This is a genomic window from Lachnoclostridium sp., from assembly GCF_031997925.1.
In the GTDB taxonomy this organism is placed as follows: Bacteria; Bacillota; Clostridia; order Lachnospirales; family Lachnospiraceae; genus Lachnoclostridium.
On the sequence record NZ_DAMADT010000007.1, the window covers coordinates 16,770 to 41,661 of the forward strand.

Genomic DNA, 24,892 nt, shown 5'->3' on the forward strand with positions numbered 1-24,892 from the left:
GATGGAGGTTATGAGATTATGGAAACGTTTCAAATGGAGAAACAAGTGGCAGGAGAGATAGATTATTCTTTTATCCTCACAGCTTTAAATGGATTATCAACGGCATATCCAGACAGAGAGCTTGAGAATACCATCGAAAAGTTACATTGTTTAGGTGAGTATTCCACTCAGAGTATCGAAATTGATTTAGGAGTAGCAAATGAACATAAGGAAATCAACTCGTTACTTTCCCTATTAAGTCATGCGATAAAAATAAGGCACATCGTAGAGTTTACTTACACAAACTCAGATAATATAACGAAATCTGTTGTTGTTGAACCAGTATCTATCATTTATAAATGGTATCATTGGTATCTACTAGCTTATCAGCCAAAGCATGAATCTTATTGTATGTATAAGTTAATGCGTATGGAGCACTTAACCATTCACGAGCAAGAAAATACGATACCGCATAATCACAAGGAAGCAATGCTATGCTGGGAAAGAGGAACGAAACACGTACCATGATAACGATAAAGCTTATGTGCTACTCTAGTATACGTTCTAGATGCTTAGAATATCTGAATGGTACTATCATGGAAGAGTATTCAAATGGCGATTTCCTATATAAGATTATAGTACCGGAGAACGAACAATTTTGGTTTGGAACAGTAATCTCTTTTGGAGATAAGGTAAAAATCATAGAACCACCTGAAATTATAAAGAAAGTAGTTGCTTCCTGTAACCAAGTAATAAGCTTATATGAAAATCTTGATTGAAATAAAGATTAATTATGACATACTGTTGTCATGGTTTATTTGTTACATTTCTTAGGAAAGGGCGATTCCCTATACTAGGAAAGGAGCAAGTAGTAGATGATATACTTAAAATTAATGTAAGTTTGTATTTTCTACTACTAAGGTTTATAATGAGTGATATTAAGAGATATCAAGTTAATGAAGACAACGCATGGTCTGAGATGGTAGAGGCAGGAGATTTTGTTTTCTTAAACTTCTGTGCTGGTAACGTAGGACAGCCAGTAGAAGCACAGGTTCACGGTGCGATTGATTGTATGGAGAGTAACTTAAAAAAACTTGAATTAACGCTAGATAATGTAGTTAAAGTTACCGTCTTACTGAGAGATGCATGGAATATCCCGATTATGGAAATGGTGTTTAAAGAGAGATTTGCAAGTAATTATCCAGCTAGAAAAACAATTCAAACCGAGTTTGCTCATTGCGGAGGAGCAGATGGATTACATGTTCAAATTGATGCTATCGCTTATCGGAAATAGGGTAATAAAAAAGAGTGATTTTAAGTTCGTAAGGAAAAGAGTGATTTAAGATGTGGAAACAACAGATAGAAGATTTTTGTAAGTCGTTAGGTCTTGATACCATCGGTTTTATACGCTGTAGAAGATTTGTTGAATTAATCGATTTCTATGAGAAGCGAAACGAAAAGAACTTACAAAATGAATTTGAAGAGAAGGACATTGAAAAGAGAATCAATCCTAACCTTACGATGGAGAGCGGAAAAACAATCATATCCATTGCATTTCCTTATTATCATGATGAGGAGAACATAGAAAATGGATTTTCTATTTATACAAAACGCATGGATTATCATAAAGTTGTGAAATCCTATCTCGCAAAAGTATGTGAATACATTGAAAGCCTAGGCGGAAAAGCAGAGGGTTTTGTTGACAGTAATGCTCTTCCTGAGCGCTACATCGCATATTTAGCAGGCATTGGCTTTATTGGTAAGAACAATATGTTGATTACTAAAAAATATGGTTCGTATGTTTTTCTTGGGGAAATTATAACAGACTTAGAGATGGAATTAGAGGATGAAAGATCCTATCAAGAAATTCCAAAGCATATAGAATGTGGTGATTGCAAACGCTGTTATCATGAATGTCCATCAAAATCAATTAACCAAAATAAAATAAATCCAAATATCTGTTTATCCTATCTTACTCAAAAGAAAGAACTATCCGATCAGGAAATTAGTCTCTTAAAAGGGAATGTTTTTGGATGTGATTATTGTCAACTAAAATGCCCGTATAATGAAGAGATTGAAACAAATGTTTTAGATGACTTTAAAACCTTATGCTATATGAATGAGGATATGAAAATTTTTGCTTCCATGGATAATAAATTCTTCAAAGATAAGATAAGCAATACATCTTGCGGGTGGAGAGGAAAGAATGTGATTAAAAGAAATGCAATTCTTCGAATCAATAATGAAAACCAAGATATCACAGAGTTACGAGGGGATTCCCCATATATCAATGATTATATTGAACGATTGCTGAATAAACATGATAGAAAAGAATAATTGCTTATATGCCCACAAAGAGAGTTTACTAAGATTCGAGTAAGCTCTCTTTATTTATAACAGAGAAAAGTTCACAAAGCTTGCTTTTTCAAGTATTTTAAACTAATTCCCTAATTCGACACAACAAATAAAAAATGACATAAATTATTAATAGAAAAAATAATTGTAATTTAATAGTATTAGTGGTATAATAAGCATTGTTAAAATTATATCATAATCATTACTATTATTAATATTAAGAAAGTTATAGGAAGGGGTAATTACGATGAAAGTAGTAGTTGTAGGATGTACTCATGCTGGCACAGCAACAGTAGTTAATTTGAAGGAACTTCATCCAGATAGTGAAATCACAATATATGAGAAGAATGATAACATATCTTTTTTATCATGCGGTATCGCATTAAATGTTGGAAAGGTAATCAAAGATACAAATAGCTTATTTTATAATTCACCAGAAAACCTTAACAAATTAGGTGTCATTACTAAAATGAAGCATGAAGTTTTAGATATAGATTTTGAAAACAAAGTCCTTACAGTTAAAAATTTAGTAACAGAAGAGACTTTTGAAGATCACTATGATAAGTTAGTCTTAACACTCGGATCTTGGCCAATCGTACCAAAGTTTGAGGGAGGAGAGCTAGAAAATATTGAGTTATGTAAAAATCATGACCATGCTTTAACAATCATTGAAAAATCTCAAAATGCATCTAATGTTGTTATCATCGGGGCTGGATATATTGGCGTTGAATTAGTGGAAGCATTTGAGGTACTAGGCAAGAAAGTCACTCTTATCGATGCAGAGCAAAGAATCCTTCCAAAATACTTAGATAAGGATTTTACCGATATTGCAGAAAATGAATTTTCATCACGTGGGGTGCAATTAGTATTAGGTGAAAAAGTTAATAAATTCCTTGGTGAGGATGGAAAAGTAACTCAGGTAGTTACAGAGAATGGTACTTATGATGCTGATTTAGTAATCCTATGTATAGGATTTGCTCCTAGTACAAAATTAGTGCAAGGAAAACTTGATACCTTACCAAATGGTGCGATTATTATTGATGAATACATGAGAACAAGTCATCAAGATGTATTTGCAGCTGGTGACTGCTGTGTTGTTAAATTCAATCCGTCTGGAGATTTTCGTTATATTCCACTTGCTACAAATGCAGTAAGGATGGGAACATTAGTTGCAAGAAATATAAATAATCCAACGATTAAGTATATGGGAACTCAGGGAACTTCGGGTATTAAAATCTATGATTATAACATCGCTTCCACTGGATTAACAGAGGAAGTAGCAAGAACGACAACCACAATGAACGTTGCTAGTGTATCTGTAACAGATAATTATAGACCTGAATTTATGCCAACCTATGAACCTGCAACAATTACTCTTGTTTATGATACAGACACTAGAAGAATTATAGGTGGACAGATTATCTCGAAGATTGACTTAACTCAATATATGAATACACTTTCTGTTGTAATTCAAAACCAAATGACAGTGGAAGAACTTGCAATGACAGATTTCTTCTTCCAGCCACATTTTAATAAGCCATGGAGTTTATTAAATACGGTTGCCCTAAAGGCATTATAAAAAGATCGACAAGTAATCTATAAAAAATAGTAGAATATCCTGTCAACCTCAACAATAAAATTGCTTTATAAAACGCCGCATAGCCGCATGAACAATATGTTTATGTGGCTTTGTGCGTTCCTGCATCAGCGACGTTGTCGTCCTCAATCCTTTCAGCATGGTGACTACCTAATAATTTATATATAAAATATTCTGAAACATAATGGCTATGTAGGATATAAAATTATAATATTATGGTAAAATAGGATATATGTGATATTCAATATATTGAGGAATAAGAAGAGGATTAATTTTTAAACTTTTATTTGCTAATAATAAGGTTTTTAGGACCAATATATCGTAGAAAAGTAGATGTATAAGAAAACAATACAATAATAAATAAAGGAAATGTGCTCATGAGTAAAAATACCCGAAGAGGCTATGCAGAAAAGGATGAGATTGAATTTGGTTGTGACTGGTCTCAAAAATTATGTTTTGCTTCACAGGAATTATGTTATTTATTAGATCGAGGATACCCTACTAAAGGAGCTTCTACCTTTATCGGAAATCATTACATGTTATCAGAAAGACAACGTCTGGCAATTATGAGAGCAGTATCTTCAACAAATGATATTGTATTAAGAAAAAATAAGCAAATTCCTTTAGAAGAGCTCTCAAACGCTGAGGTTCATATTGATGCATTTAACATAATTATAACATTAGAAGTTGCTCTATCGGATTCCATGTTACTTGAATGTATGGATTCCACTATAAGAGATTTAGCAGGTCTTCGTGGAACGTATCATGTCATTGATAAAACAGAACAAGCAATCCATTTAATATTTCGTGAGCTTTGGTTTAGTAAAACCCGGAAAGTAATCTTTTATATTGATTCACCGGTTTCTAATTCAGGAAGATTGAAAAGTCTTATTATGAATGTTTCTACTAATTATCCCATGCTAACAGAAGCAATCGTATTACATGATGTAGATAAAACATTGGAGACAAAACCTTATGTAATTACAAGTGATGCAATTATTCTAAATAAGTGTCTTAGCTGGGTTAATCTAAATAGAACTATTATTAATGAACATATTCCAAATGCATGGTATGTTAAGTTCCCCTTTTCTTAATGTTGTTTTTCGAATACTATAGTATGATTTTAGATTTCTTCGTTTGGGTACCCATTATACAAGGTAGAGTGGAAGTATAGTGGTGTGCCCAATACCATACAAGGATTAGATTTTTTATGGGTATGCTTGTTTCAGAAAAAATAACTGCCCCACTTATGTGGCATTCAAGAGAGCAAAAGCAAATCGTGCTTTTGCTCTTTCTGTATCATAGGAAGAGAAAAACTAGCTGAAAACTGGTTTATGTTTTACCTCAAACACCGATAATTACTAGGGGTATGCACCCAACATTATAACAATGTAACTGGTGAAAATCTTGTCTTCAATAAACTATCATCATCATACCATTGGAAATTGAAGTTACATAAATCTAGTATTTAAAACTATATCATCCGAATAGTGATACTTGCATCTGGTATTTAAAAACATATTATCCAAATATAATTTGTAGATATTTGTAAAACAATATCCTATAATAACGGAAGAAGCATTTTGGTATCCGTGAAACCATAGGAGGTTATGATATGAAGAAACTATATTGGATTATCCTGATAGCAGTAATTCTTGCGTGTTCAGGTATTTTGATGTCCCTCCATCTGTCTGTAACAAAAGAGGAGATGACCTACCCCTCTTTTTTAGATGCTGTTAACCAAGATCAGGTAGCATCCGTTCAATTTAAAGAAAATGACAATACCCTTAAAGTAATTTTAAATTCAGATAAGGATATAACCTATATTGTTCCTAACCCAAAAACAGAAAATTTTACAGAATTCTTATTACTTCATAATATTAAAGTCGACAACAGTGACTCTTATTCCCCAACTAAGGTAATTCAGGTCATACTGATAGTTACCGTTATAACAGGTGTGTTTTTATATATTAGAACAAGCGGTGGTAAAGACAAACCTTTAATGAAAAATGCAGCAAAAAATAATAAAGCTGAAAATAGAGTCAAACTTGGTGATGTTGCTGGAAATGCTGAAGCAAAATCCATGGTAGGTGATATCGTTGATTTTATCAAAGAACCTGAAAAGTATAGTGCACTTGGGGCCAGAATGCCAAAAGGGGTCATGCTCTATGGACCTCCTGGAACTGGAAAGACCTTAATTGCAAAAGCAATTGCTACAGAAGCAGGCGTTCCTTTTTATGCTATGAGCGGTTCTGACTTCGTACAAATGTATGTAGGTGTCGGAGCAAGTCGTATACGTACGCTATTTAATAAAGCAAAAAAAAGTGAAAAAGCTGTTATCTTTATTGATGAAATTGATGCTATCGGTAAAAAGAGAGCCAGAAGTACCTCAGCTAGTAATGATGAGCGAGACCAGACCTTAAATGCCTTATTAACCGAAATGTCTGGTTTCCATGAAAATAAAGGTATCGTCGTTATTGGTGCAACAAATCGTTTGGATACGTTAGATGAAGCTTTATTACGTCCAGGTCGATTTGACAGACAAATTGAAGTTGGCCTACCAGATATACTTGCAAGAAAAAAGATACTAAAGCTTTATGGTGATAAAAAACCACTCGGCGATGATGTTGATTTAGAGATACTTGCAAAAAATACGGTGTCCTTTAGTGGTGCTATGCTTGAAAATCTCTTAAATGAGGCAGCAATTCAAGCTGCGAATGAAAAATCATCCTATATTCAAGCATCACATGTTGATAAAGCTTTCTATACAGTAATAGCAGGTAGCCCTTTACAAGATCGAAGTTTTATCTCGGATAAAGACAAGAGTATAACAGCTTACCATGAAGCAGGACATGCTCTGGCAACGAAGTTATTGCAACCCGATCAATATATTTCAAAAGTTACTATTATCCCAAGCGTAAGAGGTGCGGGAGGGTTTAATCTCTCTATTCCAAAAGACTCCTTATATCAGACAAAACGACAGATATTATGTAGTATCAAAATATTATTGGCCGGAAGAGTAGCAGAGGAACTTATCTTTGGAGAAGAGGAAATCACAACTGGTGCTAGTAATGATATACAAAAAGCATCTGCCATGATAGTTGATTACTTGAATAAATATGGTATGGACGAGGAAATGGGCCTCTTTAGTACTGCAGCATTAGAAGATCAATATGATACAGACTTATTAAATAAATGTCGTAATCAGATGCATGCGTTATATGAAAGTACAAAAAAACTTATGACAGACAACAAAGAACTTCTTACTGATATTACAAAAGAACTTCTAGAAAATGAATCTTTGAAAGGTGAAGATATTGACAGAATCTGCTTAAAGAAAGCTGTATGATAAAGTACTAAAAGCGGATTATATCACCTAAGGCTTGCAGAATTATTTATAAGAAAGCAATTACCTTGTACGAGAAGGTAGCTAGGAACAAGGACAGCTCGTGAACCTATCTTAAACGGTATAGCAGCAGGAACGGTATCAAACTTAATCGTTCCTGCTGTTTTTTATTCAGTGGTGAATCGCTACTCCAAATGACATTTGATGAAATCACCCTTCCGTTATTTTGGGTATAACTGTTTTGAAACGTTTCTTTGTCTTTCAGCTATAACCATGCGGCAAAAAGTTTACATATGTCAATAAATTAGAAATGTATTAAATCTAAAATAGTACATTGACTGTCATAGTAGTATGATATATAATGAACGCAGGAGGTGATGATATGGGCGAAAATAAAATTACGTCCGACCTGCTACGCGGCCATACGGACACTATGATTTTAAGGCTTTTGTCCGAAGCTGACCGCTATGGCTATGAGATTGTAAAACTAATCGCTGATCGTTCGGGCGGAGAATATGAGCTCAAGGAAGCCACCATGTATTCCAGCGTACGTCGTCTGGAAGCGGACGGCGACATCACATGGTACTGGGGAGATGAAACTCAGGGTGGTAGGCGAAAATACTTTAAAATCACGGAGAAAGGGAAAGAAACCTATATCCGTAACAAGGGCAACTGGGAGTACGCCAAGCGCGTACTGGAAAATCTGCTTTAAAAATATGGAGATGATATGATGAACGAAAAAATAAATCACTATGTAAACAATCTGTTTGAGCCTTATGATAGGACGAAGAGTGTGACAGAGCTAAAAAGCGACCTGCTTGCCGACCTAAATGAACGATTTGAAGAACTAACATCGCAGGGTAAGGATGAGGAAGCAGCTCTTGCTGAGACACTTAATAGCATTGGTGATATTGAAGAAACTTTGGGAGAAATGGCTAGCCTAACTCATACTTTGGAGCGACAGTTACTGGTTAATTTCAGTGCACAGAATCTCAAGGGCAGTGACTTTGCCGGCGTTACCTTGCACGGAGGTAAGTTTGGGGCCAGCACTATGGAGGGCGCGGACTTCTCCGGTGCGGATCTGACTGGAAGCTCCTTCAAGAGCAGCGATCTACGTGGAACCAATTTTAATGGTGCAAACCTCACCGACTGCAACTTCACTACCCTTGACCTTAGTGGCGTTAGTTTCCGGGAATCGATTATGGTACGCACGAGTTTTAATAAGGTGCTACTCACCGGGGTGAAATTCATTCGCATCAAGTTAAAAGATGTAAACTTCTCCATGGTAGACCTAAGAGATGTAAGTTTTGACGGCTGCGTCATTGACGGTGGTGAGTTTAAGTATACCGACCTGCGGGGTCAACACTTTGATGGAATGACACTTCGTAATGTAAAGCTTGGCAAGGCAGCGTTGGAGTGTGTTTCCTTTCACAAGGCCACACTGCATAACGTGTCCTTTACACCACCATTTGCCCTAACAAATAAATACTATAGTGCCATCAAGACCATACAATTTGACGGTTCGTCCATGGATAAGTTAACCTACAATGCTCTTAAGGGCTTGGGAGCTAACTTGTTAAACGTAACAATAATTTAACCTCATCAGGGAAGTCCTCCACTTCTTTAAGCAGTGAAGGACTTCCCTGTTTTAAAATACAGTTATTTTGTTTCTTTCTGCTGCTTCGTAGGTTTTTTTATAGTTTTCCATGCATGCATAGCAAGTGCCAGAGCAATCACTCCATAGCAGATAAATACGCGGAAATACTCACCAATCAAAGAACTACCAAATAGATTACTTGCTGAAAGTGGTGCAACAACAAATAAGGTATGGAATAGGATGACACCAAGGATTGCTTGTTTATTATTCGCCATTTGAACACTTGCTCCACCCACAAGCAAAGCAGCGATAGCATACTGACCAACCATAGAATGGGCTCCATAGGTGGAAAATGTTCCAAGGTTTTGAAGGTAAATTAATTGTCCCCAACTTGCCAAAACAGTAGAGATACACATTGCTATAATACGTGTTTTATTTACATTAATACCTGCTGAGTTAGCAACCGTTCTGCTCTGACCCACGGTACGCATATTCTGACCAAGTCTCGTACTTAAAATCCAGCGATTAAATCCGCAAATCAAAATAATTGCCGCATAGGTACATACTGGAAGAGAGATACTCAGAGTAATATCGTATACTACAGGAATGTAGGTTAGCGCATATACAATGATAGCTACAATTATCATAGCTATGTATCTATTGATCTCAATATCTTTGTGTTTTTGTATTAACTTAATCACACAAATCTTGATGACAGCAAAGAGGCCAGCTAACACACAGCCAATGGTAATCGCATCTAATAACAAAAGACGGTCAGTACCAAGAAAATCACGGATGGCTGGTATAAATGTCAAAATGAGAAGAAGAATCGTGCCAATTATTTTACTTAATAATATTTTATATTCTGTATTACCTTGCTTCTTTCTACGTAGGAAGACATTTGCAACACTAAAAACAAAATAGAGGATTAGAAGAATCCTAAATAAAAGTAACATACTAACAGTATCTAAGGAATACTTTAGATTCCCCGTTAAATCTATGGTGTTTTTAACGCCAATACCACCTGAAATCATCAATGTAGTATCATTAATTGGAATAATGCCTCCAAGAATGAAGAGGAAAAATAGCTGATATAACCCATCTGCAAAGTAGGCGAGTACCATACCGGTAATCATTTCTGCACCCTTCGTCTTATTGTAGAGACATCCAACGAGGAAACCAAATAAAATAGCAATTGGCGTACATATCAATACACATAGAATCAATCCGGTGATTCCGGTAAAGCCCCAATATATAACGAAGAAAATGGAAATTTGCGCCGCCATAGCACCAACTACGATACCGAAGTTTAGTCCTAAACCAGCCAATACTGGGATAATCAGTGCAAGAACTAAAAATGTATTTCGCCCGAATCTTGTTAATACTTCGGAAACAGTAAAGCTTAAAGGTTTTCCAGTAGTAGCGATTCCTATGATACAAAGTATTAGGAACATAAGTACTACCTTATTGGAATAGATATTTTTTAATCCGTTACCAAGCTGTTTTTTGGAATAGGAAATAAAATTATTCTTCATTCGAAGCACCTCCTTTGGCCTTAGTAAGAGCATAAAGGATAATACCGTTGGATATAATCATACGCATGATATCGGAGAGGTCAGTGCCGGTAAGTGCTTTATTTGCAACCGGAAGAGCAATGACTAAAATACCTTGGAATAGAAAGGTACCAACAATAACATGAACAATTTTCGCTCTCATGGTACTAGCTCCACCAATTAAGATAGCAGCAACACAGGAAAATCCCATCATTAATGGCGCATTATACATCTGTAAGAAGCCGAACGCCTGAGCATAGGTGATAATACCAATGGCTCCAAGAGAAGTGGATAGGGCAGTACCAATAATTCTTGTTCTGTTTACATTGATACCACTTGCCTTTGCAAAATTGGGATTCGCTCCAGCTGCACTCATAGCAATTCCTGTTTTACTTCTCATAAAGAGATAAATTAAAAAGCATAAGAAAAAGAAAAATAACAATAAGCCGGTTGGAACAACTAATCCTGTTTCAGGATTGCCGATGGTAAATGCACCAGCTTTATTCATAATTTCACTAAAACTATTCTCTAAGCTAATCGTATTTCTTGCACCTTCTCCACCAATTGGCCACTTAATATCTCCATTTTTAAATGGTAGCGTTACCCAAAGAATATTCATAAATGCAATAATTGAGAATCCAACATAGGTGGATACTGTCATTTCAGAACCCTTTACACGGTTAAGTAAGATTCCGTAGCCAACACCTACAATCCAAGCAATCACGGCGGATAACACGATGGCAAAAAGGATAGTAGCCCAAGCACCCAGAGTTTTATTACCGTCAAATATGGAAAGGTTCGCAATATTAAGTTCGATCGCTACAAGGGAACCAAACAGTCCACAAACGATACCAAGACTGACTCCGAAATTCGGTCCGATTCCACATTGAATGGCAGGTACCATGGCAAGTACAAGAATACCATACATTCCCCAACGTCTTAGAACATTACTTAACAATGCAACAATGTCCATCTGATAGAAACCAGCTGCAAATAATACGAGAATGAAAAAGGTAAATATAATTAATCTCGGAAGCCCTATCGCTTGATATATGCTTTGTATTTTTTTATTCATCCTTATCCACCTCCTCTATAACGCCAGACATTGCAAGACCGAAATCTACATCAGGATCATCTGACTTTAATACTTTTGCAACTTTCCCTTCTGAGATAATTGCAATTCTATCACAAATACTTCGAAGCTCATTTAATTCTGAACTAACCATAAGTATCGTTAATCCTTGTTCACGGTTTAACTTTGCCAATAATTCAATCACTAATTTTTTAGCTCCGATATCAATTCCTCTCGTCGGTTCTGATACAATTAATAGCTTTGGAGCTAAGGTCAGTGCACTAGCGATACACACTTTTTGCTGATTACCTCCCGATAGTCTACCTACCGCTTGTTCCGGACCAGTACACCTTATATCTAAGGTCTTAATCATTTGTTTCACATGTTGTCTCGCAGCTTTTTTATGATATAATTTAGCGATTCCTATATTGTATAAAAACTTATTCTGAACTTGCATTGCAGAAAAAATAATATTTTGTTCAATCGAATCGTCTAATAATAACCCTACACCACGTCGATCTTCGGATACAAAGGCAATTCCTTTCTTTAAAGCATCACCGAGTATTTTAGGCTCTATTTCTTCACCATCAAAATGGATGGTACCGATCGATTCATACAAACCCATGATACCATTTGGGATTCCTAATTTTCCTTGACCCGCAAGACCTCCAAGTCCAAGTATCTCACCACGTCGAACAGAGAGATCCAATTGATTTACTTTTTCACCGGGCATATTTACGGAAAAATTATTAAGTTTTAGTATGATATCGTCTTTATTTAAAGTTCTAGTATCTTCGGATTCATCCAGAAGCTTTTCAACCTCACGACCAATCATCATTTCAGCAATTTTTGCAGCACTCGTATCTTTCGTAAGTACGCGGTTAACTAATGATCCATCTCTTAGGATGGTCATGCTGTTGGTTACTTGCATAACTTCATCAATACGATGAGTAATAAAAATGATAGCAATTCCTTTGGATGATAGTAATCGCATAGTATCAAGTAGTCGCTCTGCCTCACTCTCTGTAAGTACTGCAGTCGGTTCATCAAAGATTAGAAGCTTAATTCCATGTTTGTCAATTTCTCTAGCAATTTCAATAAATTGCATGTAACCAACAGGAAGTCCTTTAACCTGGACGTATTCTTCAATGTTAAGACCGATGGTATCCAGCGCTTTTCTTGCATCTTTTGCCATCGCCTTTTGATCTAGTTTTTCAAGTGATTTACTGAAAATTCTACTTAAGAAAGTAGGAGTAGTTATCTCACGGCCTATCTTTATATTTTCTGTAATGGTAAACCCAGGAAGAAGCATAAACTCCTGATGAACCATTCCAATTCCTAATTCCATCGCTTTTTGAGGAGTATCAATGGTTACAGGTACACCGTCAATTTCAATGGAACCTTCAAAGCCACCTGTATTTTGGACAACTGGCATTCCAAATAAAATATTCATTAATGTTGATTTACCTGCACCATTTTCCCCCATAAGTGCATGGATTTCGCCGGGAGCTATCTGTATATTAATATTTTTTAATACTTTATTCCCGAAGTAATCCTTCGAAATATTATTCATTTTAAGAACATATTTCGTATCCATACAATTTCCTCCTTTTTGAAAAAACAAAGGTTCCCAGCAGTTTTGTTTAGAAACGAGGGAACCAATGTTCTTACATTTCAATTAAATTTATAGCTTATAAGAAATTGAGAAGCAAATTCTTATAAAAGGCACTGGTTTATGTGCCGTAATTCCGATTATATTAAAAATCCTTGTAAGGACAAAGTAGAAGATAAAAGTTATCCAAAGTTCCTTTGGTTTCATCCACATAATTTGATACTTTTACTTCCTGTCCGCCAGCTTCTTCGTTAAATATTCTAAAGAGTACCTCTTCGTCAACAGTACCATTTGTGCGACCTTCACAATATTCAATTGCATATTTTACACCAGACTTAACCATTAACATGTTTACTGCAACATTCCATGTGGACATTCTACCTGTATTACCATATTCAGCAACTTTAGAAGTGATGGAATTTAACATATAGTCAACATCACCTTCATGACCAGCTACATCAATTCCCATAGCAGCTGGATAGCCATGATAAGGGGATGGACAGCATTGTTGAGGGAAAATTGCATTTTCCTGTGCAATGGTACGGATTAATGGCTCCTGCATTGAGCAGTTAGTACTAAAGAATGCAGTGTCTTTACCATATTGTTTTACATATTCAGGGATATTTTCGATAATCCATTGTTGTGCACCAGAAACACCAGCGTCTCCAGTTGGGTCTGGAGCAGTTGCTTCTACATACTCGATTCCTAGTTCTTCACAATTCTTAACGAATAGTTCACGTCGAGCAGCAATGGTAGCATAAGAGAGGTGACGAGCAAAAGAGATATGTACAAATGTCTTTGCTCCTTGTTTTACAGCCTGTTCAATTACCGATCTACCCATAGATATTTCATCTACTAAAAGACAAATATCTGCTTTACTAGCTACAGTTGCAGGATCTTCTGCTACAACACCACAGATGAATAACATATCCGGTCTTGTTTCACGTACTTTGTCAATAGCTGCAGCTGTACCCGGTACTGCCTGTACAAATACAATAGCTTTGACATCTTTATCACTTGCAAGGCCAACGACCTGAGCTATGGTTGCTTCAGTCTCAGTTGAAAAGTTATCAGGATATGTTGCAGTGACGATTTTATCTGATCCATATTCAGCAAGTATCTGTTGTGCAGCCTGGTATTCTTCTTCCCCTTGGGATACCGTACCTGTGACGATTCCTATTTTATAATTGGAACTATCACCAGATGTTGCCACATTGCTTCTGCATCCAGTAGTCATTAATACCATAGAGATGATTAGCAATAAACTTAAAATTCTTTTCATAACATATTCTCCTTTTTATTTTTGTTTCAGCTAATAACAATTTATTAATTCTTCATTATGCAACTGATTAAACCTATTTTACTAAGTAAAGCGTTAAATTACAAGAGTAAAATTTATCAAATTAAAGCGTTACGTGGTAAAGCGTTACGCGATACAGTGTAATTACAGTAAAGTTATAACTCGCTACTATGCAAAACCATATGATATTTTCCATTATCCTCACATAATTCTTTGTCATTTGCCCAAAATAGTTTTAACAGCTTACAAAACAAAGCTAGGCTAGAAATGAGGCGAACTATGAATAACGAAAAAACTTTTATCTTAAATTCTCCTTTAGGTTCTATCTTTCCGGGGTTTCAAGAAGAAGGTTTAAAAGAAATATATCAAAATGATAAAAATTTAGTTGCAGTATCCGGTAAGGTAAAGAAGCCCGGTATTGTTACTTTAAGAAGTAATACGACCTTACGTGATATTATCGAACTTTCTGGCGGTATGTTAAATGACAAACCTTTAAAAGCTGCGCAGCTTGGTCTTCCTTTTGGCGGTTTCTATACGAAGAAAGATATTGACCGTCTGATAACTCCAGACTCCTTTGAGGAAGGTATAAGCCATTCGATTATAATCCTATCGGAAGAAGATTGTATCATTCAATATGCAAAGTTTTATATTGACTTTTTGTTAGGTAAAATCAAAGGAGGTTTTATCGATCAGTATATTCCAGCACTTCCTGAGATACTTCAGATGGTTAAAGTTTTAAACCGCATTAGCAAAGGAAGATCCAATATGAGAGATATTTTTCTTTTAAGAGAACTCTCACAAACAGTAAAAGAAAAGGTACATCAAAAATATAATCTCATCGAAGAAGTGATAAGCTATTTCTATGATGAAATTAAGGACCATGTCGAAGATAACCGTTGCTACACCCTACAGTGTAATAATCTAACGAAATTAACGATTATGGAAAATTGTATTGGATGTGATAGATGTACAAAAGTATGCCCTGTGGATTGTATTGTTGGGGACTTTAAAGAACAGCATTATATTGATTACACAAGGTGTACCCATTGTGGTGCTTGCTTAAGTACCTGTCCTGTAAATGCAATCACTTCAGGAAATAATTCCATCTTATTTTTAAGAGATTTAGCAACACCAAATAAAATTGTTATCACACAAATGGCTCCTTCTGTTCGAGTAGCAATCGGTGAGGCGTTTGGATTTGAGCCTGGCGCCAATGTTGAAAAAAAGATAGCAGCAGGGCTTCGAAAACTTGGTGTTGATTATGTATTCGATACCACCTGGGCTGCTGACTTAACGATTATGGAAGAGGCAAATGAACTTGCTGAAAGGGTGAAGAGATATCAAGAAGGAGATAAGGAAGTGAAACTCCCAATCCTTACATCATGCTGTCCTGCATGGGTAAAATTTATTGAGCAAAACTATGGAGATATGTTGGATGTTCCCTCCACTGCAAAATCCCCGATGCAGATGTTTGCCGCAGTTGCAAAAGACCTATGGGGTAAGGAAAAAGGACTTAGCAGAGAACAGATTACTTCCGTGGCTATTATGCCATGCATCGCAAAAAAATACGAAGCCTCAAGACCTGAGTTTTCCAGGGGGCTTAATTATGATGTAGATTATGTTATTACAACTGCAGAGCTCATTGATATTTTCAAGAAATCCAATATTGACTTAAGCAAGATAGAAGATGAAGAAATTGATCAGGTGATGGGAGAGTATACCGGCGCCGGTATTATCTTTGGAAGAACTGGTGGGGTAATTGAAGCTGCAACCAGAACAGCTATTGAATTAATCACAGGAAAACGTGTTGACAACGTTGAATTTACAAGTCTACGTGGCTTTGATGGATTTCGTAGTTGTGAATTAACGGTTGGAGACTTAACACTACGAATTGGTGTAACCTATGGACTTAGGGAAGCCAAAAAGATGTTAGATAAGATTCGTTCCGGAGAGGAATTTTACCATGCAATTGAGATCATGGCATGTACCGGTGGCTGTATTGGAGGAGGCGGACAGCCAAGGGCAAAAAAAAGGGAGGAAGCGATTAAAAACAGGATGGAGGGTCTGAATGAAATTGACCGTTCTTTACCGCTTCGTAGATCAAATGAAAACCCAGCTGTACTTGAAATTTATGAAAAATTCTTAGATTATCCCCTTAGTAATAAAGCTCAGGAATTACTTCATACTAGATATTTTGTAAAAAGAAAAAAATAAGGAGATCATAACTTTCACTTGTTACCTTTTTTAAAGAATGATATGATAAATGGTAATGTTAACTTGTATGTAAGGTAAAAAGCTTGTATGTAAGGAAAAAAACTTGTATGTAAGGTCGAAAGAAAAACACTTTCGCCCTTGTTTCCAACGTTATCAAATCGGATAGTAGATATGATATGTGATAGGTCATTACGATTCAAAAGATTAATCATAAGGATGGTAAGAAAGTGAAAATATTATTAACAGCATTCGATCCCTTCGGTGGAGATAGTATAAATCCAGGTAGTGAAGCCCTCAATCTAATTAATTTAGAGCATGAGGACTTAGAGATCATAAAATTAATTGTTCCTACCGTATTTTACAAATCAATTGACACTGTGACGGAGGTAATCGAAAAAGAACAGCCCGATGTTGTTTTATGCCTTGGTCAGGCAGGAGGTAGAAAGGAAATTACACCAGAGCGAGTAGCAATCAATTTGGATGATGCAAGGATTTGTGATAACGAAGGGAATCAGCCAATTGACACAAAAATCTATGAAGATGGTGAATCTGCTTATTTTGCAACTATACCAATCAAGGCAATCGTCCAGAAAATATCGGAAGCAAACTTACCTTCTGCTGTGTCAAATAGTGCTGGGACATTTGTCTGTAATCATTTAATGTATGGAGTGTTATACTATATCTCGAAACATCACAATAATATGAAAGCAGGCTTTCTCCATATTCCATATATGACCGAACAAGTAAAGCATATGGAAGATAAACCAGCATTACCTTTAAATCAAATTGTTCAAGGAATTGAATTAGCGATTGAGGCAATAGCATGCAACAAGATTGATATTAGAACGACTGGTGGAACCGAATGTTAAGAAATAAGAAGTAATATAAATGAAGAAATATCAATGAAGTAATAAATCATAATTATTATATAAATTAATAAAAAAGCTCGTTGTATGCAATTGTACTACAACGAGCTTTTTTAATATCAATTTCTAATTTGTACGTTAAGAGTTTTATAAATTACAATTTCCTGTAATTCGAAGAACAATAGATACTTTATTAGTTTTCTTATTGCATAATCTAAGAACTAAATGTAAAATTATACCATGTCAAAGTAAAATAACTAATGAATGCTATGAATGCTTTAATTTTTCAATAATTACAATACTTTATGAAGGGATGTAGGTAGAATTGAAGAGAAAGTTTCCAATTATAGTTTCGGGTATTTTATTATGTACAACATTATTTAGTGGCTGTAGCCACAAGATGCCTATTGTTGATAAATCTACAACAAATTTGAATTCGCAGAGTACAGACAATCAAAATCAAGGTTTAAATAATCAAGACTCAGATAATCAAAGTGTAAATAATCAAGATACAAACAATCAGAATACAAATAATCAAAATACAAATAATCAAGTAACTCAAAACTCTGAATTAAGAAATTCACCAACACCTAAAGCCATTGTAATACCTGATAACAGTAAGATTGATTCAAATGAAATTGTAGCCCCAGACATCGAATTTGAACCAAAAGAAATCCCATCAAATCCAGCAATAACCTTTGTACATAATATGAAAATAGGGTGGAACCTTGGAAATACATTTGACGCAGTGAGTGATACGAATCTAATGGATGAACTAAAATACGAAAGTTCATGGAGCGGGATAAAGACAACAGAAGAGATGATTGTAGCTCTTAAAGAAACTGGTTTTCGGTCTATTAGAATCCCTGTATCGTGGCACAATCATGTTTCGAGTGATGATTTTATCATTAGCGAAGTATGGCTTAACCGAGTACAAGAAGTGGTTGATTATGCGATCAATAATGATATGTATGTGATATTAAATACTCACCATGATGTAAGTAAGGATTTTTATTATCCAAGCATAGAAAATTTAGAATCATCTAAAAAATATATAAACGCAATATGGACACAAGTAAGTGAACGATTCTCTTCCTATGGAGAAAAGTTAATATTTGAAGGGATGAACGAACCACGGCTTGCAGGTTCTAATTACGAATGGTGGTTAGATTTATCAAAACCGGAGTGTAAAGAAACAATCGAATGTATCAATCAATTAAACCAAGAATTTGTTGATACCGTTCGAAAATCAGGAGGAGAGAATACTTCTAGGTATCTTCTGATACCTGGTTATGATGCATCGTATCAATATGCTATTATTAATGATTTTAAGTTACCAAAAGATAGCATAAATGACCGTTTAATTGTATCGGTACATGCATATCTACCATATGACTTCGCCCTAAAAAGTCCGAAAGAAAGTGGTAGCATAACGAAATGGAATTCAAAAATAGCGGGATGTACCAAAGAAATAGATTCCTTCTTAAATAGTTTATATGGAAAGTTTATAAAAAATGGAGTTCCCGTAATTATTGGTGAGTTTGGCGCCAGAGACAAAGATAATAATTTACAGTCTCGTGTTGAGTATGCTACATATTATGTAGGTGCTGCTAGAGCAAATGGAATCACATGTTTTTGGTGGGATAATCATGCATTTAAAGGGGATGGGGAAAACTTCGGAATCTTTGACCGAAAGACTTGTACTATGAAATATCCTGAGATATTGCAGGGTTTAATGAAATACGCAGATTAATATACTATCTATAGTAGTAACTGTTAAGCCGATTTATTATTATAATAATTTATTGATATCTTTTTCTATATCGAGATAAGTAGTAAAAGAGTCATGATAGATTGCAGTTTTATAGGAATCCTTCCTCCTTCATTAAAATCTGTCATATTATAATGTAAGTTGTCGAAACATAATCGTGTTTCAAAGAGGAAGAAACGGAATACTAGTATAGATAATAATTTTTAATGTGGCATTGAGTCGTTAGACAAATGATAAATTTTCATGTATAATAGCCCTGTTGATATTGGATAACGAAAGAAATAATAGAGAAAGGTTTTGTTTATGAAGTGTTTAATAATTGGTAATAATGATATAACAGAGGAAGAATGTAAATGCATTACTGATGAATCCTATAAAGATAAGAATAAAAAAGAATTACCTAAAAAGGTGAAACGTATCATTGGTTGGAAAGGGATTTGTAAGTCTTGTCAAAATCATAAAAAACCATGATAAATAAAACAAGATATTGTCATGAATAAAGAATATTGGAGGAACTTATGATAGATAAGATTCAATTTTTAGAAACACTTCGTTCGTTAACGGAGATAGCAAAGGTATCAGATAATTCACTTTCGAAAGAGGATATCCTATCTCATTTTGAAGGAATGACACTTACGAAGGAACAACAGGATATGGTCTATCAATACCTGCTAACCCCAGTCGAAGAACGAGAAAAAGAAGAGGTAAATGAAGATTCTACATCTGTAGGATATGATTTATCTCAGGAAAACAAAGAAAAAAACTCAGTGTTTTTAGAAATGTACTTAGAAGACATCAAGGAATTACCAAGATTGACTACAGAGCAAGAAGAAAGAGCATATATCCGCTTAATCAATGGGGATACCACTGTAAGTCAAAGTATATCTGACCATTGGTTGTCGACAGTTGTAGAATTAGCAAAAAAATACGAATCCTATAGTGTAAATATGGAAGATTTAATTCAAGAAGGAAACATAGGTCTTCTAGGTGGATTAAAACAATTACTTGGTAGCAATCAAAAGATAGATGCAAAAGAATATTTAATGGAATCCGTATTGCAAGCATTCGAAAATTATATTGATGAAGTGATGAATGATGATGATATGGAAAATTCTATTTTATCTAAAATCACTTTGATAAATGAAGCGATAAAAGTGTATGCAGAGGAAAATGGAGTAATACCAACCGTTATGGAAATCGCTGATTATACTAAGATATCAGAAGATGAGATAGCAAGCATCTTAAGACTTTCTCTGGATACGGTGAAAGAAAAAGAGTAATTTTAACTAATAGATAGAGTGAAATGTGATTCTACTCTAGTAGTATTTGATAAGGTTAAAAAAAAGAAGAATGTTTTTATTGCATCGTTACTTATGTTATGTTATACTTTCACAGGTTATTGTTGTATTTTAATCGCTAATATAAAAAGTAGTAATTTTACAAGATGGGCTCTTGCAAGCAGTCTAACTTGTTTTCAATCATACAGGGGAAGCTATCAATTGAACTTATTAGTTACTTTCAAATAAATAAGTCTGTACGCTTTTCCTTCATACCTTTGGCAATGAAAGGCACCTTTTGCTTTTTCTTGTTAAGTAAAATTCTTGCACATTTGTTGCAAGAATTTTTTTTGTGCAAGGATTGAAGTTAGCGATTTTAGTATTACTTAAAATTTAAGATCTATAGAGAACAAAGGAGGTAAAGATGAATAACGAGACAACTATGGAACAAAACAAGATGGGGGTAATGAAAGAGAATAAATTACTTATTTCTATGTCCTTACCAATCATGGTCTCTATGTTAGTACAAGCAATGTATAACATTGTAGACAGTTTGTTTGTTGCAAGAGTGAATGAAAATGCATTAACTGCTGTTTCGCTAGCCTTTCCAGTACAAAATTTAATCATAGCGATAGGTGTTGGTACCGCAGTAGGTATAAACGCTTTATTATCCCGTTATCTCGGGGAAAGAAATCAGGAAAAAGTTAATAAAGTAGCAAGTAATGGTGTGTTTATTACAGCAGTTAGCTATTTATTATTTCTTATCTTTGGTATCTTTTTTACAAGAATATTTTTTACTACTCAGACACAGGATCAGCAAATCATTGAATACGGTGTATCCTATCTATCTATTTGTACCATCTTTTCTTTTGGACAATTAGGACAGATTACTTTTGAGCGATTATTGCAATCAACAGGAAAAACCATCTATTCGATGTATTCTCAGGCTGCAGGTGCAATAATCAATATAATTCTTGACCCAATCCTCATTTTTGGGTTATTGGGAGCTCCAGAACTTGGAGTTACCGGCGCGGCGATTGCAACTGTTATTGGACAGATATGCGGATTAAGTATAGGTATTTATTTAAATCATAGATTTAATCATGAAATTCATTTGAATATAAAGAAGTTTAAGCCAGATGGTCTTATCATTAGACAAATATATCAAGTAGGTTTTCCAGCTATTATCATGCAGTCCATCGTATCTATTTCTATATTTGTATTAAATAGAATTTTAATAACATTTTCTTCTACATCAACTGCTGTTTTAGGTATTTATTCTAAACTTCAGAGTTTTGTATTTATGCCGGTATTTGGGTTAAATAATGGTATGATTCCAATTATCGCATACAATTACGGCGCAAGAATGCCAAAACGTATTGTTAAGGTTATTAAATTAAGTATTGTTTATGCGATTGGAATTATGTTAGTTGGATTTGTGCTTATGGAAATAGCACCACGTGAATTTCTTTCATTCTTTCAGGCGTCTGAAGAGATGATGGAGATAGGGGTAGTAGCACTTCGTGTAATCAGTATAAGTTTCTTGTTTGCCGGATTTAACATTGTAGGAAGTTCTGTGTATCAAGCTCTTGGTAACGGAGTATTAAGTTTGATTATCTCTACAATTCGTCAATTGATTGTTCTTTTGCCAACTGCCTATCTTTTATCAAAAATAGGAATTCATGCAATATGGTGGGCATTCCCGATTGCTGAACTAGTAGCAGTATTTTTAAATTTATTTTTCTTAAAGTACGTGTACCATAAGGAGATTAAACCTTTAATGGTTGTTAAATAAAAAATATGTGATGAAATAGTATGGAACCGAAATGTTTTGCACGATTTTTATTGCAATATATATGGTTAAATAAGTAATCTATTATAATAGGGGTATTGGAATCGAATGATTCTAACACCCCTATTATTCTTGAAAGAAATTATGCTCACTAGTTTTGAAAGGTATCTTTCATTTCTTTGATAAGTTCAACATCTGAATCTGTTAATTTTAAATTCGATGAATATATTTTTCCATTTACATCTGTTACGTTGATTTCAATCACAGCACCAGTTTGTAACGCATTGGTCGAAACCGCATTTAAAAACAATGGAAATTTTGGATGGTTCGCTTTGAATGCTTCAATTGCAGTTTTTATTTTAAATAATTTCATTGGATTCATTGGATTCATATCTTGTTTCCTCCCTATACAATACTCATTTAATATCTTAATACAGATTGAACAAAAAAGCAAATCTTTGGAAGAATGTATTGCGATTATATAATTAAATAAGAGATTAAAGAAACATGAAAAAATCTACATTAATATTGATTGATTTATATATACGCAAATCCTTAGTTCTGTAAAATATCCCTTAAGAATAAATTACAATGAATATACAATTGAGGTTTTTTATGGACAATTGTATCATGGTACAAGATTTAAAAAAGAACTTTCATAAGAAGACTGTGGTGGATTCTATTGACTTTATGGTAGGAAAAGGTCAAATCTGTGCGTTTTTAGGACCAAACGGTGCCGGAAAAAGTACAACAATGAATATGTTAGCTACTTTATTAAATAAAACCAGTGGAAAGATTGTTATTGAAGGTCTTGATTTGGATTCCCAATCAGAAGAAATCAAACGAAAACTTGGTGTTGTCTTTCAAGAAGATGTTCTAGATGGAAGTTTAACAGTGGAAGAGAATCTTTATTATCGTGGCGGGCTTTATATCAAGTCTAAAAAAGAATTATATAAAAAAATAGATCAAGTAGTTTCTCTACTTGAACTACAAAAAATTCGGAGTAAAAAGTACGTGACATGTTCTGGCGGTCAGAAGCGCATTGTTCAAATTGGTAGAGCTTTGCTTACTAATCCAAAACTATTATTATTAGATGAACCAACCATTGGACTTGATCCATTGGCAAGAACTCTAGTTTGGAAGGTTCTAAGAAAATTAAATCAAGACCATCAAATTACAATCTTTTTCACTACACATTATATGGAAGAAACGGACTATGCGAATCATATCTGTATTATTCATGAAGGAAAGATTCTATTATGCCAAAATCGTGATCGATTGCTACGTGAACCTTGGAAGGAAAACAAACGTTTTACTATACAGGATATCTATCTAGATTTATTAGCACAAAAAAAATAATAAGTTATATATTCAAAAAATCCGAACTGAGGTAAAACCTGCTTATTCCAAGGCTTGTTACCTACTCATAAACTACATTGACTTCATATTTTTAGGTAAATAAATAATATATATTAGAAATGTAATACAAAAATCCCTATAAAAAATAAGCTATATTTTGACTTCATATCGGTAAAGACGCATATACGAACTAGGAGGAGATATTGGATGATTAAAGAGGAGGTTAGAAATGAGGGAATTAGGAGTTCTTGTGGATAGAAATATCACCTTGTTTCGCTCGAATAAAAGAAATGTTCTTCTTAGTTTTGTATCGATACTCATTGTTATGGGGTTGTATGCAATATTTCTTAGAGATTTTATTCTTAACTCTGTTGTCGCAAATGGCTTATCAAGTATATTAGCAGAAGAATTTACCGATCGAATGATGGTTGGTGGTTTGATGATTGTACTAAATACGACAACTTGTTTTGGAATCATGCAATTATGCGTGGAAGACGCTTCGACTGGAATACGTAAAGATTTTCTTATTGCTCCTATATCAGAATTTAAAATTATATTAGGTTACTTTTTCTCGAGTGTAATGGTTTCAAGTTTTTTTACTTTATTTACTGTGATTTGTGCAGAATGTTACTTTTATATTAGGTATGATAATCCAATGAATTTTAGTGCACTCGGTCATGTAGTTGTCCTTGTTATTATTACCTCCATAATAAACTCCCAATTTTTATTGTGTTTTATGAAGTTAATAAAGGATACCACTACATTTTCAACGTTCGGAAATCTATATGGTATGTTGTCAGGTTTCTTAGCTGGAACGTATTTACCCTATCATATGTATCCGGATACTCTAAAGAAGGTCTTAATATTTTATCCACAGACACACCTTACTAGTATGATGAGACAAATGTATCTTAAAGATTTTTCTAAAAATATAGAAGGCTCACAAATAAAGAATTTATGCAAAAAACTATTTGAAGTATTTGGCGTGAACATTAAGTGGAATGGCACTGTGTTAGCTGGGAAAGAACAGTTTTGCATTATATTGTTGTTTTTCTGCCTGTTTCTTATGATCCTAAAATTAACCTATCGTAAATAATGAGAACTGCGAAATATGAAGGTATAAATAAATTTGTCATTGTATCCCATAATATGGTAATATGGAACTATCTTTAATATTGGATGAAGTCATATTTGTAGATACA

The 24,892-nt window shown here is 34.5% G+C and carries 22 protein-coding genes; 17 read left to right on the top strand and 5 right to left on the bottom strand.

Annotated features, from left to right (window positions below; all coding sequences use genetic code 11):
* From RTP52_RS06750 to RTP52_RS06790, 9 genes are all read left to right on the top strand, one after another.
* On the top strand, window positions 1-507 hold a 507-nt coding region (locus RTP52_RS06750; RefSeq protein WP_312370043.1), incomplete at its 5' end, for a WYL domain-containing protein.
* On the top strand, window positions 474-758 hold the full coding sequence (locus RTP52_RS06755) for a WYL domain-containing protein (RefSeq protein WP_312370045.1): 285 nt from the start codon (window positions 474-476) through the stop codon (window positions 756-758). The genes RTP52_RS06750 and RTP52_RS06755, both read left to right, overlap by 34 nt.
* A 149-nt stretch (window positions 759-907) precedes the next feature.
* The gene (locus RTP52_RS06760) at window positions 908-1,273 is read left to right on the top strand and encodes a RidA family protein (RefSeq protein ID WP_312370047.1); all 366 of its coding nucleotides are present in this window, start codon (window positions 908-910) and stop codon (window positions 1,271-1,273) included.
* A gap of 50 nt (window positions 1,274-1,323) precedes the next feature.
* Window positions 1,324-2,316 (top strand): tRNA epoxyqueuosine(34) reductase QueG, encoded by a 993-nt coding sequence (queG, locus tag RTP52_RS06765; protein ID WP_312370048.1) that lies wholly within the window; start codon window positions 1,324-1,326, stop codon window positions 2,314-2,316.
* A gap of 265 nt (window positions 2,317-2,581) precedes the next feature.
* Entirely contained in the window at window positions 2,582-3,913 is a 1,332-nt protein-coding gene (locus RTP52_RS06770; RefSeq protein WP_312370049.1) for an FAD-dependent oxidoreductase, read from the top strand.
* A gap of 395 nt (window positions 3,914-4,308) precedes the next feature.
* On the top strand, window positions 4,309-5,025 hold the full coding sequence (locus RTP52_RS06775; protein ID WP_312370051.1) for a DUF434 domain-containing protein: 717 nt from the start codon (window positions 4,309-4,311) through the stop codon (window positions 5,023-5,025).
* Between the two features lie 521 nt (window positions 5,026-5,546).
* Complete coding sequence (locus RTP52_RS06780; RefSeq protein ID WP_312370053.1) at window positions 5,547-7,280, top strand: ATP-dependent metallopeptidase FtsH/Yme1/Tma family protein; 1,734 nt, start codon at window positions 5,547-5,549, stop codon at window positions 7,278-7,280.
* Between the two features lie 379 nt (window positions 7,281-7,659).
* Window positions 7,660-7,989 (top strand): PadR family transcriptional regulator, encoded by a 330-nt coding sequence (locus tag RTP52_RS06785; RefSeq protein ID WP_312107059.1) that lies wholly within the window; start codon window positions 7,660-7,662, stop codon window positions 7,987-7,989.
* Window positions 7,990-8,004: 15 nt separating this feature from the next.
* Window positions 8,005-8,874 (top strand): pentapeptide repeat-containing protein, encoded by an 870-nt coding sequence (locus RTP52_RS06790; RefSeq protein WP_312370055.1) that lies wholly within the window; start codon window positions 8,005-8,007, stop codon window positions 8,872-8,874.
* A 62-nt stretch (window positions 8,875-8,936) separates the two neighbouring features.
* Here the strand turns inward: RTP52_RS06790 and RTP52_RS06795 are convergent, their stop codons facing one another.
* The 4 genes from RTP52_RS06795 to RTP52_RS06810 all read right to left on the bottom strand — a co-directional run bounded on the left by RTP52_RS06795 (window position 8,937) and on the right by RTP52_RS06810 (window position 14,393).
* Window positions 8,937-10,409: an ABC transporter permease gene (locus RTP52_RS06795; protein WP_312370057.1), complete on the bottom strand. Its 1,473-nt coding sequence runs from the start codon at window positions 10,407-10,409 to the stop codon at window positions 8,937-8,939.
* A complete protein-coding gene (locus RTP52_RS06800; protein ID WP_312107174.1) occupies window positions 10,399-11,502 on the bottom strand; it encodes an ABC transporter permease subunit in 1,104 nt (367 codons plus the stop codon). The genes RTP52_RS06795 and RTP52_RS06800 overlap by 11 nt, the downstream gene beginning before the upstream one ends.
* A complete protein-coding gene (locus tag RTP52_RS06805) occupies window positions 11,495-13,096 on the bottom strand; it encodes a sugar ABC transporter ATP-binding protein (protein ID WP_312370059.1) in 1,602 nt (533 codons plus the stop codon). Before RTP52_RS06805 ends, RTP52_RS06800 begins: the two co-directional genes overlap by 8 nt.
* A gap of 160 nt (window positions 13,097-13,256) precedes the next feature.
* Entirely contained in the window at window positions 13,257-14,393 is a 1,137-nt protein-coding gene (locus tag RTP52_RS06810) for a DUF3798 domain-containing protein (RefSeq protein ID WP_312370061.1), read from the bottom strand.
* A gap of 297 nt (window positions 14,394-14,690) precedes the next feature.
* On the opposite strand from RTP52_RS06810, the gene RTP52_RS06815 reads away from it, so the two are divergent.
* From RTP52_RS06815 to RTP52_RS06840, 6 genes are all read left to right on the top strand, one after another.
* Window positions 14,691-16,625, top strand: a complete 1,935-nt coding sequence (locus RTP52_RS06815) for a [FeFe] hydrogenase, group A (RefSeq protein ID WP_312370062.1) — start codon at window positions 14,691-14,693, stop codon at window positions 16,623-16,625.
* Window positions 16,626-16,852: 227 nt separating this feature from the next.
* Window positions 16,853-17,494: a pyroglutamyl-peptidase I gene (gene pcp, locus RTP52_RS06820; RefSeq protein WP_312370064.1), complete on the top strand. Its 642-nt coding sequence runs from the start codon at window positions 16,853-16,855 to the stop codon at window positions 17,492-17,494.
* A gap of 322 nt (window positions 17,495-17,816) precedes the next feature.
* Window positions 17,817-19,244, top strand: coding sequence for a glycoside hydrolase family 5 protein (locus RTP52_RS06825; RefSeq protein WP_312370066.1), 1,428 nt, complete (start codon window positions 17,817-17,819; stop codon window positions 19,242-19,244).
* Between the two features lie 321 nt (window positions 19,245-19,565).
* Window positions 19,566-19,733 carry a hypothetical protein gene (locus RTP52_RS06830; RefSeq protein WP_312105884.1) on the top strand — a complete coding sequence of 56 codons (168 nt, stop codon included), beginning with the start codon at window positions 19,566-19,568 and terminating at the stop codon, window positions 19,731-19,733.
* Window positions 19,734-19,780: 47 nt separating this feature from the next.
* Window positions 19,781-20,542 carry a sigma factor gene (locus tag RTP52_RS06835; protein WP_312370068.1) on the top strand — a complete coding sequence of 254 codons (762 nt, stop codon included), beginning with the start codon at window positions 19,781-19,783 and terminating at the stop codon, window positions 20,540-20,542.
* Window positions 20,543-20,963: 421 nt separating this feature from the next.
* Entirely contained in the window at window positions 20,964-22,334 is a 1,371-nt protein-coding gene (locus RTP52_RS06840) for an MATE family efflux transporter (RefSeq protein ID WP_312105881.1), read from the top strand.
* Window positions 22,335-22,482: 148 nt separating this feature from the next.
* Here the strand turns inward: RTP52_RS06840 and RTP52_RS06845 are convergent, their stop codons facing one another.
* Complete coding sequence (locus RTP52_RS06845; RefSeq protein ID WP_312370070.1) at window positions 22,483-22,722, bottom strand: hypothetical protein; 240 nt, start codon at window positions 22,720-22,722, stop codon at window positions 22,483-22,485.
* A gap of 224 nt (window positions 22,723-22,946) precedes the next feature.
* Here RTP52_RS06845 and RTP52_RS06850 point away from each other — a divergent pair, with 224 nt between their 5' ends.
* The gene (locus tag RTP52_RS06850; protein WP_312105879.1) at window positions 22,947-23,690 is read left to right on the top strand and encodes an ABC transporter ATP-binding protein; all 744 of its coding nucleotides are present in this window, start codon (window positions 22,947-22,949) and stop codon (window positions 23,688-23,690) included.
* 229 nt (window positions 23,691-23,919) lie between these two features.
* Entirely contained in the window at window positions 23,920-24,786 is an 867-nt protein-coding gene (locus RTP52_RS06855; protein ID WP_312370072.1) for an ABC transporter permease, read from the top strand.
* The last annotated feature ends 106 nt before the right edge of the window (window positions 24,787-24,892 follow it).